8 protein-coding genes and 2 pseudogenes are annotated in these 15,382 nt (G+C 44.7%); 6 read left to right on the top strand and 4 right to left on the bottom strand.

What is annotated here, in order from left to right; all coding sequences use genetic code 11:
- Positions 1-578: 578 nt before the first annotated feature.
- The 6 genes and pseudogenes from HMPREF9999_RS09355 (at position 579) to HMPREF9999_RS09335 (ending at position 4,694) form a co-directional block, all read left to right on the top strand.
- On the top strand, positions 579-911 hold the full coding sequence (locus HMPREF9999_RS09355) for a helix-turn-helix domain-containing protein (protein ID WP_044063463.1): 333 nt from the start codon (positions 579-581) through the stop codon (positions 909-911).
- Positions 911-1,294: a MerR family transcriptional regulator gene (locus HMPREF9999_RS09350; RefSeq protein WP_009437858.1), complete on the top strand. Its 384-nt coding sequence runs from the start codon at positions 911-913 to the stop codon at positions 1,292-1,294. The genes HMPREF9999_RS09355 and HMPREF9999_RS09350 overlap by 1 nt, the downstream gene beginning before the upstream one ends.
- A pseudogene (locus HMPREF9999_RS10870) lies at positions 1,291-1,585 on the top strand (bifunctional DNA primase/helicase); the annotation flags it as partial. The gene HMPREF9999_RS09350 and the pseudogene HMPREF9999_RS10870, both read left to right, overlap by 4 nt.
- Before the next feature lie 48 nt (positions 1,586-1,633).
- The gene (locus HMPREF9999_RS09345) at positions 1,634-3,358 is read left to right on the top strand and encodes a bifunctional DNA primase/helicase (protein WP_009437856.1); all 1,725 of its coding nucleotides are present in this window, start codon (positions 1,634-1,636) and stop codon (positions 3,356-3,358) included.
- The gene (locus tag HMPREF9999_RS09340) at positions 3,346-3,654 is read left to right on the top strand and encodes a helix-turn-helix domain-containing protein (RefSeq protein WP_009437855.1); all 309 of its coding nucleotides are present in this window, start codon (positions 3,346-3,348) and stop codon (positions 3,652-3,654) included. The genes HMPREF9999_RS09345 and HMPREF9999_RS09340 overlap by 13 nt, the downstream gene beginning before the upstream one ends.
- An 86-nt stretch (positions 3,655-3,740) precedes the next feature.
- Positions 3,741-4,694: an Abi family protein gene (locus HMPREF9999_RS09335; protein WP_009437854.1), complete on the top strand. Its 954-nt coding sequence runs from the start codon at positions 3,741-3,743 to the stop codon at positions 4,692-4,694.
- Between the two features lie 181 nt (positions 4,695-4,875).
- Here HMPREF9999_RS09335 and HMPREF9999_RS09330 read toward each other — a convergent pair whose 3' ends face one another.
- From HMPREF9999_RS09330 to HMPREF9999_RS09315, 4 genes and pseudogenes are all read right to left on the bottom strand, one after another.
- The gene (locus HMPREF9999_RS09330) at positions 4,876-6,162 is read right to left on the bottom strand and encodes a hypothetical protein (RefSeq protein ID WP_009437853.1); all 1,287 of its coding nucleotides are present in this window, start codon (positions 6,160-6,162) and stop codon (positions 4,876-4,878) included.
- Between the two features lies 1 nt (position 6,163).
- Entirely contained in the window at positions 6,164-7,834 is a 1,671-nt protein-coding gene (gene ltrA, locus HMPREF9999_RS09325; protein WP_009437852.1) for a group II intron reverse transcriptase/maturase, read from the bottom strand.
- Between the two features lie 655 nt (positions 7,835-8,489).
- On the bottom strand, positions 8,490-13,496 hold the full coding sequence (locus HMPREF9999_RS09320; protein WP_009437851.1) for a DUF2958 domain-containing protein: 5,007 nt from the start codon (positions 13,494-13,496) through the stop codon (positions 8,490-8,492).
- Between the two features lie 119 nt (positions 13,497-13,615).
- Positions 13,616-15,351, bottom strand: a pseudogene (locus HMPREF9999_RS09315) (DNA topoisomerase).
- Positions 15,352-15,382 lie beyond the last annotated feature (31 nt).

Below are 15,382 nucleotides of genomic sequence, written 5' to 3'. Positions count from 1 at the left end.
AAAGAAAAATCGTTGTAAGTATAAGTCTTACAACGATTATCTGCTTTTTGAAGGCTGTTTTGACGACCATTTTGAAGTCATCTTGACACCACTTTGCGGAGAGAGGGGGAAAGGAACGTTCCTCTCTTATTTCGTTGTATAACAGAACTTTAGCAAATTCAATCAAGTGGTAGTGTAGCAATTATGTAGCAGTTTTTTGACTACCTTATGACTACCTTTCTGACGGGCTATTGAAAGCGTAATAGCTCTCTTTTCTTTGGTGCAAAGGTACATAAAATAGAACCATTTACCAAAGTATTCTCTCATAATTATTTACAGATTTTTCTGCTACACAGCCTGGTGCACGATGCAAGCCCTTATATATAAAGGGTCTTGCACCGTGCACCAGTGTTCCTTGGTAGTTGTAAAAAAACTAACTTTTATTGTGCCAAAATTCTGTTCTCCCTTTATCTTATACCAGCCCTATTGCATTCCTACTAATACTTACTTTGCATCTGATGCAAGACCTCTTGCATTGGGCGCACAAACTTGCATTATATGGGTTGGTCAAGCTAGGATGCGTTTATAACTTTGACTATATGAAAAAGTTACTTCAGATTCTGAGAGAAAATCGCCTGGAAAAAGGCATCTCTCAAGAGTATCTTGCTGGAAAACTGGGTGTTTCCTCAAGTACAATCTCTCGCTGGGAGTCTAAGGGAAATTTCCCAAGTACTGACAAGCTTTTCGAGCATGCGAGCTTTCTAGACCTCTCATGCTACGACGTACTTGCACTACTTGCAAATGAGCAACCAAAACTTGTGGGTAGGATTGAAATATCTGCCTACAACAAAGCAACCTTCAATCGTCTTATTGACCTTCTTCTTAAAGAAGGGGGTAATGATATTGACTTTACTAAAACACACCTAACGTAATGGAAGTAATCTCTATGGAAAGCAGTGTCTACCAAGACCTGATAGACCGTCTCAATCGAATTGAGCAGTACGTTGAACGCACAACGCACTTGCTTCAAGACATCGACGATGAACTCGAGATGTCTACCAAGGATCTCATTGATACCTTGGATGTATCAGAATCAACCTTATACCGTTGGCGTAAAAAGAATATTGTTCGCTTCCGCTATACAGAGAGTGGAGATGTTCGTTACTTCTATAAGTCACTACTCATCTGCGCTCGATGCAATCGTCTACGCATATCGGGTATGCGCAATGACGAATTGTTGGAGCGCCTACTTCGTTACAAGGATAAACTGATTCTCTGCAACTGCCTTAGTTTAGAACAAAAAGACGAACCATGATGGACAAAGAACGAATACTAGCATTAACAGATGGAGGACTAAGAGTCTTCTGTCATTATCTAGGCTTCGAGGTCAATCTGCATCGTAACTTTCGTAGTCCGTTCTACGATGATAAGCGAGCTTCTTGCCATATCTATTATGACAAAAGGTCCTCGACTTATAAGTACTATGACCATGGCAATCCCTCCTATGCGGGGGATTGCTTCTGGTTCGTATCCGAGTTGAGAGGCATAGACCTTAAGACTAGTTTTCCAGAGCTACTCCAAACGATAAGCCCAAGACCTAGATCTTTGTATTCTAGATGAGGTTAAGCAACTGCACAAGTTTGTTTCAACAAAAATGAAACCGGCAGCCCCTGTCTCTCTTCAATGCCAAACAAAACATGTAGAAAAGGCTGATGAGCTACCTTATAGTTTTGAGATACAACCTTTCGATGCTGCACTTCTTGCTTATTGGGCTCATTATGGCATTTATGAGGAAACATTGAGGCGGTTTCGGGTTCGTGCTCTAAAAAGCTATTCTAGTCAAACTAGAGAGGGAAAACAATTTGAAATCAGGGCTACACCGACAGAACCCATATTTGCGTATATAGGAAATGGATACATCAAAATCTATCGCCCCAATAGTCCAAAGATGCGTTTTCTCTATGGTGGGCAAATGCCCAATACTTACAGCTTCGGAATGGAACAAATTCCAAGTAAAGGAGATATACTCTTTATCACTGGAGGAGAAAAGGATGTTCTGTCCCTCTCTGCTCATCACTTCCATGCGATATGCTTTAATAGTGAAACAGCACAAATACCAGAGAATATCATAGAGAGTTTACAGCTACGCTTTCGACACATTATCTTACTCTATGATACGGATGAGACAGGGATAAGAGAATCTGATAGACAAGTAAATCTGCTAGAGGCTTACAAGGTACAACAGCTTCAATTACCACTAAAAGGGACAAAGACGGAAAAGGATATATCCGACTACTTTGCACTAGGTAATGAGGAAGAGGACTTTCGTAAGTTGCTCGATAAGTTTTTCTCTCAAATGTACACGCAAACTATGATGATGCTACGTTCGTGTGAAATAGACTATGATAATCCACCTGATGCATCGAAGTCGGTGATAGCCGTTAATGGAGTTCCCCTTGGAACACAAGACAATCTCTTCTGTATCACTGGAGGAGAAGGAACAGGCAAAAGTAACTACATCGCAGCTATACTTGCTGGCACGTTAGGAGCTGAACGATTGAAGGCAGAACAAACGCTAGGGCTTGAGGTAACACCCAATCCCAGGGGCTTGGCAGTGCTTCATTATGATACCGAGCAATCAGAGGCGCAACTCCACAAAAATCTAGGCAAGACACTTCGGAGAGCATCTCTCACGAGTGTTCCCGATTTTTATCATTCGCTTTATCTCGCTTCTCTCTCTCGAAAGGACAGACTAAAACTCATTCGTGAAAGTATGGACTTGTTCCATCACAAACATGGGGGAATACATCTCGTAGTTATTGACGGCATAGCCGATCTCATTCGCTCCGCTAATGATGAAACAGAGAGCATCGCCATTGTCGATGAACTCTACCGTTTAGCAGGTATTTACAACACGTGCATTATCTGTGTGCTTCACTTTGTGCCGAATGGTATCAAGCTGAGGGGGCATATCGGTTCTGAGTTGCAACGAAAGGCAGCTGGCATTCTCTCCATTGAGAAAGATGAAAACCCTGAATACTCGGTAGTGAAAGCCTTGAAAGTGCGTGATGGAAGTCCATTAGACGTACCTATGACGCTATTTGGCTGGGACAAAGCTCTCGATATGCACGTTTATCGAGGAGAGAAGTCTAAGGAAGACAAGGATAAACGAAAGAGCAACGAACTCCACGCAGTTATTCGTGATGCTTTTCGCTCTGCAACACGTCTTTCTTACCAACAGCTCTGTGAGATTTTGATGCGAGAACTCGACATTAAAGACCGTACAGCTAAAAAGTATATTGCTTATATGAAGGAACAAGGTATCCTCATTCAGGATAGCCAAGGAAACTATCAACAAAGAAAGACATGCCTTATCTAGATCCACATTATACCGAAGAACAATTTCGGAATTTGTTTCAGAAGCTCTTGCAGATGGAACTTAAACTTGATGAGTTGGTTTCATTGCAAGCACAAGAACACGCAACTACTGTTCATCCACCTCTCAGACCAGAGTACCTCGACGTCATTGATGTTTCTAAGCTCCTCAAAGTTGAGCAGAAGACCATATACAACTGGGTGTCGCAAGGAAAGATTCCCTATCTCAAAGCTAATGGTCGCTTGCTATTTTTGCGGGGAGAGGTAGATAATATGCTTACACGGAGAGATGAGTGGTAAGGAAATAGCAAGTAATCGCATTTTCCTAGGACTAACTTATAAAGAATCCATCAGAACTTCGTACCTTTGTATCTAAATTCTAATATATGGGAGTCTACAACAAACCGCCATTGACCTATGCTGAGCAAGTAGAACTTTTGATCTCAAGAGGACTTCTTATCCCCGATAAGAAACGTGCAGAACGTCATCTCTCTAACATTAGCTATTATCGTCTAAGTGCTTATATGCGTCCATATAAACAAATCGCCAATGAGGTAATTCTAGATGATTTTATCCCTGGAACTACTTGGGATAGGGTGTATAGCTTATATGTGTTTGATAGAAAGCTGCGACTATTGGTGTTTGATGCCATAGAACGTCTTGAGGTTGCTATACGTACTCAGATTATCTATCAACTTAGCCATAAGTATGGTTCTCATTGGCAAGATAATAAGAACATATTCAATTCGCCGAAGAAAATTACTCTACGAGATGGAAGAGAAGTCGTAAAAGATGTCTATGTGGACATTCAAAGACATATCAAGGAACAGCTGAACAATAATAAGGCAGAAGAATTTATTCAGCATTATTGTAGCAAATATGATAGTCCAGAGAATCCTCCTTCTTGGATGAGTGTTGAAGTTATGTACTTCAATCATCTATCTAGGATTTGTACAGAACTGAAGAAACGTTCTGACAAAACTGAGATTGCAGACTATTTCTCTCTGCCACCAGATATTTTTTGCTCTTGGCTTCATACTATCAATTACGTACGTAATATCTGTGCTCATCATGCAAGACTTTGGAATAGAGAATTAGATATTACCCCTAAGGTGCTTAAGTTCCCTAAGAAGCATGTGTGGATTAGCAAGCCTGATACAGTAAACAGAAGTAGAATATATTACTTCTTGTGTATGTTGAATTATCTCCTGCAAACAATCAACCCAACTTCTACTTTTAAGCAGCGATTTAAAGCACTACTTGCTGAATACGGCGAAGTCGTATCTCTTGATGCAATGGGATTTCCATACGACTGGATGAATGAGAAAATCTGGGAGTAATAACCAAAATCTCAGCTAAAAGCTTTGCCAGTTCAAAAGAAAGTAGTACTTTTGCATCAGATTTAAGGATAGACAGTTCTATAACTCAACGATAATAAGCCCCTCAGGCTGTCGAAAGACAGCATACTTGAGGGGCGTTTTTTATTTTATAAGGGCTTAGAAGAGAAAAAAGGGGGAAACACTATCTCATCTTTGGTCTACTGAACACTACTTTGCTCATGATATCTTGTTTCTCCTCCTTTTGTGGAGTAAAAGATTGAGCGTAGTTGGAAGCAGACTTGAAAGTCTTTGAAGCATCCAATGGAGAACCAGCGGTATTCCCATTTCCGATGCTCTGGTGCTGTCCGCTCTGCTCCTGCATGTTCCTTGTCTGTTCCCCTTCTTTCGCTACATTCTCTTCCGAGGGAGGATTGTGGGTTAGCGCAATCTTTCGGTCAAGCTCGGCAGCTTGGGCTTTGATGCTGCGCAGCTCATCCTCCTTATTCCAAACTCCGGTGGAGATGGCTTTGTAGACGTCAATGTCTTTTGTCGCCTTGGCAAGTTCTTTTTCGTGAGTGGCAATGACTTTCGGTATGCGCTCGAGTGCAGAGAGGAAGTTCTGACAAGCTAGTTTGGGGTCACTGGCTAATTTGCCGTTGTTGTGCGTATAGAGAATACTACCCTCTCCTTTGACAAAGAAACGATTAACAGAGCCTTGGAAAAGGTCTTTCATCGAACTCTCTGTTTTCACCAAGATGTCAAAACCATAAATCGTACCAATCTTGTGATACTCTCCTTCCGTGCGAGCCTTTTCGGCTATTTCCTGCAAGCGCGCAGCCACTGCCTTCATATCGCTACTGTCCGAAACACCATTGATTTCTAGTTTATTGACCGCATTACCTTCGCCATCTCGCACCACGCGTTTCTCAAATTGTGCGAGGTCATTCTGGGCTTCTGCCACACGTGAGGAATGGAAATCCACAGAATATTGAAGTTCGCAAAGTTTTCCCGAAGCCGAATCGCGTTCCTTCATAAAGTTTTTGCGCTCTGATTCCATAGCTGTAATCTTCTTGTCGAGCTTTGCCTTTTCTAGCAGGTCAGTATTCCCTGAAAGTACAGCTACGTATTCGGAGAAATTCATTCCGCTGTCTTCATCCATCGAGCCTTCATCAATGGTTCTTGCGCCAAGGGTGTTACTTTTCAATTGATTGATGAAAAGCTGCTTGTTGTGCAGCAGATTGAATTTATAGCTATCCAATGACCGCTCCACGGCATAGATGATTACATCTACTTTATTATCGGCAAACTCTTTGGCGATGAGGTTTCCCTTACGCACGGCTCGTCCGTTGCGCTGCTCAAGGTCTGAAGGTCGATCGGGTAGGTCAAGGGCATTACTGCCCTCTTCCCCCCTCAGAACCGTACGTGAGAGTTTCCCCTCATACGGCTCAAGCTTTTCTAAATCTCTATTCTTATATAGAGACCGGCTCATATTACTTCTTGTTGTTGTCATTGGATTTGCGGGATAATTTGAAACATTCGTCATGAACCAATAGGTTGCATTTTCGTCCGTTTTGGACGGTAGGCATCACATTCCATGCCTTGTACGTGTTTATCGGCTCACCACATATTGGACATATTCTCCCCTGCTTTTCCCATAGGTAAAGCAAAGACTTACGCCCTTTCAGTGAAACAAGCATTTTCGACTTCATTCTTTGGTTGAAGTATAAACGACAGTCCACGTCAAACGGATTCATATCTCCTTTTATCTGCGTATATGGCAGGAAAGGGAATGAAGACGAGAGCGTCAGCAATGTTAGCTGGTCATCCTTCCCATTTGACTTCTTGAACTTGGCAGCAAATGTCCAACTATTACCTCGGATGTTATGCCAATAACGGTCTTTAATCCATCGCTTCCCTTTCTTGGAATGGCGACGTTTAGCCCATTGCCATAGGGAGAGGAATATTTGATGGTCAATTCTGTGAAAAGAATCACGCGTTGCACCATGCTGATAATAAGCTCCCCAACCTCGGATTTTAGCGTTCAACATTCTGATTAAAGACTCCTGCTTACAACCCTTATTGCCTTTTATCACCTTACGGATATTCTCCATAAAGCGTTTTTCGGCTTTCTTGGTCGGCTTGGTCAATATTTCATTGCCGTATTTGCGGATATTAAAACCAAGAAAATCGAACCCGTCACGAATGTTGGTTATCACCGTCTTTTCTTCAGACAGGGTAAGCCCTCTTTCCGCCATGAACTCGGCTACCAAAGGCTTGATTTCGTTTTCAAGCGTTTCTCTGTTCTCACAAGTGATGATAAAGTCATCGGCATAACGTACCAGATTCACCATTGGAGAATAATGTTCCCCTTTTATGGTTCTTCTTTTATATCTCTCTGCGAGAACTTTCTGCAATCCGTCTAATGTCATATTGGCAAGCGTGGGAGAGATTATACCACCTTGAGGTGTACCCTCCTCTGTCGGGAACATCTGTTTATTAAAGATATAGCCACATTTCAACCATTTTCGGAGCATCGCCTTATCCATCGGAATGTTGACGAGTAACCATTCATGGCTGATATGGTCAAAGCACCCTTTTATATCCCCTTCCAAAATCCATTCGGGAGAATAGCCTTTTCGAAGGATATTATGACATTGCGTTACTGCATCCATACAACGACGTTCCTTACGGAATCCGTATGAACGAGTATCGGCAGTCGTCTCAGCTACTGGTTCCAATGCCATGAGGTAGAGTGCTTGCATGGCTCTGTCTTTTAATGTAGGTATTCCCAATGGGCGCAGTTTGCCATTACTCTTTTTGATGTGAACTCTTCTCAAGGGCTTCGGCTGATAGCCTCTGCGTCTGAGGTCGTTTATTGCTTGCATTTTTGTTTCGGGTTTCTCCCATGTTTCCATGTCAACCCCAGGGGTATTACCCCCTCCGTTAGAAGTAACCCTCTTTACGGCTAAGGCTTTTGCGTAAAAAGAGTGGGTCAGCGTCCACTGCAAGGATTTCACCTTGTTGTGTTTGCCGTCCTTTTGAGCCTTTACAATACGTGCTTGTAGCTTTCTAACAGACAGCTCTGCCTTAGTCCAGTCAATGCTGTCCCAAAGCGTTTGCTGATTGTCAGCAGGTGCACACGATGTTTTGTTCTCGTTCATTTGCTTTCCTTCTTTTGAAAGTTCTAAAAGTTAATTGTAAAGAATCACCATTTGACAACACTCGACTTGCTTGCCTTCCGAATGTCGTCACAGAAGTCTGCCCACTTTCGTGTCGGATGATGTTGTCTGCACCAGCTCGTGATGTCGACTCAATCCGTATCCGTTCCATTACAGAACGGCATTCGCTTTTTCTGTTATCTTATACCTGCATACCATTCAGCGTTCATTACTGTCTGCTTACCTATCAATCTGTATGACAGGAGATATACAGGCTTACCATGTTCCACATAGATAACTGACGGATAGGTTAGGTTCTGTCTCATCCTCCGGCGGTGCTTGTGTCCGTGTAATCCTACCATGGAGAGGATTAGCCGACCGCTTCCCCTTTGGGGAGAGTGTATCAGTATCTTACACTCTTTCGTGACATTACGAAGTTTACTAACAGTTCGCTTACGCTAACCATACTATCCAGCCTCGCCACTCTACGGTATGATACTAACCGTACTTGACTTTCCCTCACGGTGCTGTCTCGTCTTACGAAAGTGTACTTTGTCCCAACCGCTTAATACAGCATTAAGGTGCATCGGTCGGTAGGCTACCGCTGACGGAACAGCGGGTTAAAGCTGATACTCGTAAGTATCATTCTAACAATTATCTATGCGACTTCATGTCGCACCCAAGGGGTATCCAAATGGTGGATGGCTACGGCACGTTGTTGCGCATTTACTCCCGTACCGAGCATAGAAGTTGAACCAAAGATGATGCGGATGTCTCCACGATTCATCGCATCTACCATCGCTTTCTTGGCTCTCTCATTCTTGCATTCTTGGATAAATCGAATTTCGTGGGCTGGAATGTTGTAGTCTTCTACTAGTTTGCGCTTGATTTCTGAATACACGTTCCATTCTCCAGCCTTGTATGTTCCCAAATCTGAGAAGACAAACTGCGTTCCTTTCTGCTCCTTGTATTTTTGGTAGTAGTCATTGAGCATCTTGGCGCAGTGAGATGCCTTGTTATCAATGTGGTCACTATACTTGCTTTCGTTTATCATGCGCAAGTCTAAGCTCATCTTGCGGGCGTAGTCCGTGGCGATAAGCATCTTTGCTTTTTCTTCTTTTTGACTCAAGGGTTCTCTGTCCAAAAGCGTTGCATCTCCCGAGCGCGCAAATTCCATCAACTTCTTGATAAATTCTTCTTGCTCAGGTGTGGGCGGAATGTTATGTAGTATCTCATTCTTTTCGGGTCTGTCGATACCAATGTCTTTAGCCGTACGGAAATCGCAAATCTCCGCATAGAAACTCGCCAGCTCAGGTACTTTAATGAAGGTGCGGAAGCGTTCCTTCTGAATGATTTCGTTGGTGATGGAGAATTCGTAGTCGGTACTCTTCTTGGCAAAGACGGCTGCCCACGCGTCAAAGCTGTTGATGCCTTGCTTCTCGAGAGCTTGTGGACGCAAGTATTTGAAGAGGAGATAGAGTTCCGTTAGTGAGTTACTGATTGTCGTTCCACTAAGAAATGTTGCCCCCAAATCCTTACCCGAGCGTTCTTGAATGGTGCGAATGGCAAAGAGCATATTGAGTGCGCGCTGAGAACCATCGGGATTGCCAAGTCCCGAAACACGGTCGTGTCGAGTGTTGAACATCAAGTTTTTGAACTGATGACTTTCGTCTACAAAGAGGTGGTCGATGCCCATCATCTTAAAATCCACCGCATCATCCTTTCGTTCGGTGATACTGTCTTGTATCTCGTGCAGTTTTACTTCGAGCGTCTGTTTGCGTTTCTCTAAGCCTTTGAGCATCGCTTTGGAAATGTCCTTGCCTTCTCTGCGCAAAACCTCTAAATTCTCCTCTATGGAGTCTTTTTCCTTTTGGAATATGGCTTCTTGCACCTCTAAAGCCTGCGGAATCATTCCGAATTGTTCGTGGGTCAAGATGATACAATCCCAATCATTGTTCTTGATGTCGGCAAAGATGCGCTGGCGGTTTTGCTTGGTAAAATCGTCTTTACCCGGATAGAGTATGCGCGCATTGGGGTATGCCTTTCTGAAAGTATCGGCAATATCAAAGACATTGGCTTTGAGTCCTATAATCATGGGCTTGTTGGCTATTCCTAATCGCTTCATTTCATAGGCTGCTGTACACATAATGAGGGTCTTTCCTGCTCCTACTTCGTGGTCGCAGATGCCTCCGCCATTGGTTTTGAGCATCCAAACCGCGTCTTTCTGACTTTTGTATAAGTCAGGGATGCCTAATCGTTTGAGGTCTAAATTTGGAAAACTCTGATGTCCACCATCAAAGTTCGGACGAACAAAGCAATTAAAGAGTTCATTGTAGCGATGAACCAGCTGTTCTTTGAAACTGTCGGGACGTCTACCTAACCAATCCACAAATCCTTGTCTGATTTCCTCAATCTTGCTATTGGCTTGTTGGATTTTCTCTCCATCACGCACTTTGATGGTGCGTTCTTCTCCGGTGAGGGGGTCGATGACTTCTTTGCTTTTGCTAATGTCGGGAATGGTGTTGTGCAAGGCGTGTTTGAGCAGATGCAAACCATCGTATTTGCGAAACTCTCCCTGCACGGCATACTTGTGCAAGATATCACCGTTCTTGTGGTCGCAACCGATGGTATACTCGTCCATATTGGGATGATAGCCTACTCTTAGGTCTGTATCGAAAAACTCTGTGGCAAATTGTCCATAAACACCTGCGGGTATCCAACGTTCACCAAGGTTAAAGTCCAATTCTGCAAAGGGAATGGGAGTGGGTTTGGCGGCTATGAGGGCGGCTAAACTCTGTTGGGCTTCTTCATGGTCGGGATGGTCTAAGAGCCAAGAACTGATGCGCTCTGCTTTTTCGACGACATTGCCTGAGATGAATTTGTCTGCCACTTCATAACCTTCGATTTCTGGGTTATAGTAGATGCGTCCCTCGAGAGCGGAGATGATATCGCTTTCTTCCATCTCGGGGAGCAGCGAAGACATATAACTGAGTTCTACACTGCCATATTTGTTGAGGGATGCACCAAGTGCTTCCAAGGGGTCGGAAGCAATGGTGAGTTCTGAGGTTGAAAAGGCTGTGGGATGGTCGAAGATGTCGGCTTTGGTGTACTTCCCCTGTTCGGAACGCTCCAGAAATAGCATTTCTACTCCCGTGGCATCCATCTTGATGAGGTCGGTATTGGCTTTGTTGTTGAGTGCTCCCCAGCGTGCTACGAAGTTATCGTACAAGCGATTGAGTTTCTCACGCTCTTCTTTATCTTCTGCGTGGTTGGTGGCTTCATAGTCGTAGAGACGGTGGTAGCACTCACGAATTTCCACATAGGCTTTCAGACGTGTGATTTGCGTGAGGGGCAAATCCATTGGGTGAAAGGTGGGTTGTCGCTTGAGATCGGAGAGAAAGCCCACTTGTCCTTTCTGCACCACAATTGAGCCATCACGCAGGTGACTGTCGGGGGCAGAAAGAAATGGTCGGGGATTGGCATCAAAGATTTGCTTCACCTCCGCTATGGGCTGTGGTTTCAGCGTGGAGTCTTCATTGACAAAATCAAAAAGCGAAGGCTCGGAAGTTGTGCTTTGCGTGGCTTTCCCGGACTTAGCGGTTGTCTGTGTTTTTGTCTTTGACTTTGTTTGCGTCTTAGCAGTTGCCCTCTTGGGGGTATTGGCTTTTAGTTCTGCACTGACGCGCTCTACTTCTTGTGTCCACAGCGTGTATTCCTCGGGAGCAAAGAGCAGATACTCCTGATCATTGTTGTTTTCTACAATGGGATGGTGTTCGTCATCGAAATAAACCGTTTGCCCATTCATCTCGCGTGGGGCTTCCACGTCTGGTCGCTTCTCTGCTTTCTCTTCATATTGATGGAATAGAGTTAATGTAGGCACACCTTCGGGAGCGGGTTCTTCGGGTATGGATGTTTCTCGTATGTTTGTAGAAACTTCTTCCTGCTCCTTTGTATCTTCCTTTATTTCCTCCGCAATAGCTTCTTCTATCTGTTCTTTTTCCTTGGTAAATTGTCCTTGCACCAAGTCTTCTAGTTCTTCTATTTCGTGGAGTTTGCAGGGCGTGAAATAGAGATCTCGTTCTATACCCAAGCCGTGTACCTTCACTTCTTGCATTTCATCGAGCGACATATTTCCAAGTTCCCAACCGTAACCCATCGTTACGGCTCCAAAACCTATTCGGGTCTTGGGGTCGTATTCTAATATATAGGCGGTATAAGCTCCCATCGGAAAGAAGTAGCGCGCATAAGCGGTTTTATCTCCAATCAATTCCTTTTGTGTTGAATAGAGTTTGGGCAATTGCTTTTGAATGGCCTTGGGCATCAGGTTGTAGGCATCGTTCACTTCCTTTTCTTCTTGTGGAGTTGATTGTTCCTTCTTTTCTTTCTGCCCTGACAATCCTGCGGTCACACCCAGTTTTCGCAGTTTCTTTTCGGCTTCGGCTTGGCGTTCTTCTTCACTCATCGCAACGCCTGTGTGATAGAGTCTGCGATCAAATCGTTCTTCTATATCGTGTGAGAGTTGTTCACGCAGACTGTCAGCCATTTCTTGAATTCCTCCCTCAAATTGATACTCCCACGTGGGTTTGCCATAAGGGTCTGTTCCCATTGCTCGAGTAGTGGCGATGGTGTGCGATTGGATGTCTTCCCAACTGCCTTCAAAGAGAGCACTGTGTGTGAATGCCATTGAGAAACCATCGCCTTTGGGAACTGCAACGGTCTGTACAAACTTTTCTTCATCAGATGTTGCAATGCCTTTTCCACTTTGTTTTTGCAAGACTATGAGGTCGCTCCCTACCTCTGTGCCTGCATTTTCACTGAACATTCCTCCGGGCAGGCGAATCGCAGAAATGAGTTTACTATTATCCATCAAGTAACGGCGGAAGGCTTCATTGCGTGGGGCATCCAATAAGCCTTGTGAGGTGATGAAAGCCAGTACTCCTCCTTCTCGAATGCTGTCGAGTCCTTTGATGAAAAAGTAATTGTGAATGGCGCGTGTGGATTCTTTCTTGATGACATCTTGTCCTTTGTTGTAAGCTCTATCGTATACCATAAAGTCACCAAAGGGGATATTGCTGGCGATAAGGTCATACTTGTCGGCTTCTGCGCGTTCTTCAAGACTTTCAAAGGGGGCTTGTTGTACAAAGATGGTACTTTGCCCTAGGGGATGTAGACTTTGGGCTATGCGTGCGGTGAGCAAATCTTTTTCAAAGGCGTCTACCCGACCTACGTGTGGGGCGAGGGTTTCGGCAAATGCCCCCATTCCTAAGGAAGGGTCTAGGCAAGTGCGAAAGGTTACATCTGTTTTCTCTAAAGAATCGGCAATGGCATTGACGATGCGTGTGTCGGTATAAAAGGAGGTGAGGACGCTTGCCTTGATGCTTTCCCAATAGCGTTTAGCCATATCGGCACTGGGGGCTTCTCGATAGATGAGTTGTTTGAGTGCGCAAGTGGGGGCAAAGAGGTCTTGTTCGGACTTTGACCAATAGCGGATGTCTTCGGGTTGATCGGTTCGGTTTAAGATGCACTTCAATCCGCCAAAACCTTGATAGGAGCGCAGTACTTTTTGTTCTTCCTCTGTGGCGCTGCGTTGTTCTTTCTCTAAACGAAGGAGAAGACCTATGGCTGCTGTGTTGGCTGCTAATACAGCTTTTTTGTTGTAAGACATAGTAAAGAAATGAGAGAATTGAATGAAGGATAAAGGATAAGGAAAGGGGGCGCAGAAAAGATGGCTTGTTTCCAAAAAAATGTGGCTTATTTTCAAGAAATCTCCCACGTTTTTATGGCTTACTTCCTACCTTTGGGTTTAGAGGTGGTGTTATCAAACTCAAATGCGGTGGAACCATCGCCACGAAGCACGAGATGGGCATTGAATTTCTTACCTGCTTTGCTCTGAAAACCTTTGATGAGAGTTGTGCGCTTGGTCGTCAGGAGGTCTTGCATCTGAGCTTCGGTTAGGGTGATGCCACATATCTCACGAAAGACGTGGAAATCGCAACCTTCACTCTTGCATTTCGCCACCTTGGGGAAGATGCCCACGGTGTCCTTACCACACATCGGACAACGATAAGTGGGATATTGGGGCTGCGCTATTTGTAAAGCAAGGAGTTCACGACAGATTTCAGCAGTATAGTCCTTGATGCGTGTAGAGAAGTCCTCGGCAGACGCTTTGCCTGCTTCGATGGCGGAGAGGGCGAGTTCCCAATTACCCGTCATTTCAGCATTGGCGATGCGTTGGTCTTTGACGATGCCATAAACGGATAAGCCTTTTTCCGTGGGGAGGAGTGTTTTCTTTTCTCTGCGGATAAAGTCACGAAGTAGGAGGGTTTCGATGATACTAGCGCGCGTGGCTGGTGTACCGATGCCACAGTCACTGATGGCTTTGCGAGTATCTGTATCTTCTATTTCTCGTCCTGCATTTTCCATCGCAGAGAGCAACGTGGCTTCTGTAAACAAGGGCTTGGGCTTGGTTTTATGTTGCGTAATTGCTCCGTGGTCAAGAGGGAGGTTCTCACCTTCTTGAACATTGGGAAGCTCGGCGAGGAGTTCTTCCTTGGCTTCTTCGCTTTCATCGGATTGTGTTTTCTCTCCTTGGGAAGTATAGGCTTTCCATCCTTGCGACAAAATTTGTTTACCGCGCCAGACAAAGCGATGAGTGCCATCAGTTAGTTCTATCTGCATGCGCTCTTCTTGGGCATTGGGGGCATTGCTGCCACCTTGCGACTGACAGAGGTGGCTACCAAGGAGGACTGACGGCTTAGCGTAGCAAAAGCGGTCTGTGCCTCTCCCTCGGTTGCGAAATCTTCTGTACAAATGCTTTGAAGAAGGACACCGTCTTTCTGCACAAAGGCTTGTAATCGCCAAAAGGGGACGGACGAGAATCCTTGGTGCTCCAAATACCGACGGCAGATCATGGCTAGTGTGGGGGTTTGCACACGACCTAGTGAATAGGCTCCGCGTCGAGCGATGGACAATGCTCGACTGGCATTGATGCCGACCAACCAATCGGCTTCACTGCGTGCTTTGCCTGCTAGATAAAGGGCATCATACGCGCTTCCGGCTTTGAGTTGGGCGAGTCCCTCTCGGATGGCTTTATCGGTGAGGGACGAAATCCAAAGTCGCTGGAAGGGCTTTTGACAACCTAGATAGCCATAGATATAGCGGAAGATGAGTTCTCCTTCTCGTCCAGCATCGGTGGCTACGATGATTTGGTCGCTTTTTACAAAACAGGAACGGATGATTTTGAGTTGCTTGAGAGCGGTTGGGTCGTCTTCAAAGTCTTTGCCTTTGCGGATTTGGCGCACCATGAGCTGGAAAGGCTGTGGAACGATGGGGAGTTCTTCGGCTTTGTAAGCTCCATAGCCATATTGTTCGGGCATTGACAAGGTGATGAGATGACCGAATGCCCAAGTGACAAGGTAGTCTGCTCCTTCAAGAAAGCCGTCTTCTCGACGATTTGCGCCAACAATACGCGCGATGTCACGCGCCACGGAGGGCTTTTCAGCAATGATACAGGTTGTCATAGCTTATTTTATTTATTATTTTATTTATTAT

Origin of the sequence: Alloprevotella sp. oral taxon 473 str. F0040 (genome assembly GCF_000318095.2) — a bacterium.
Lineage (GTDB): Bacteria > Bacteroidota > Bacteroidia > Bacteroidales > Bacteroidaceae > Alloprevotella.
The sequence above is the reverse complement of the archived record's forward strand: the minus strand, read 5'-3'. Positions and strand labels throughout refer to the sequence as shown.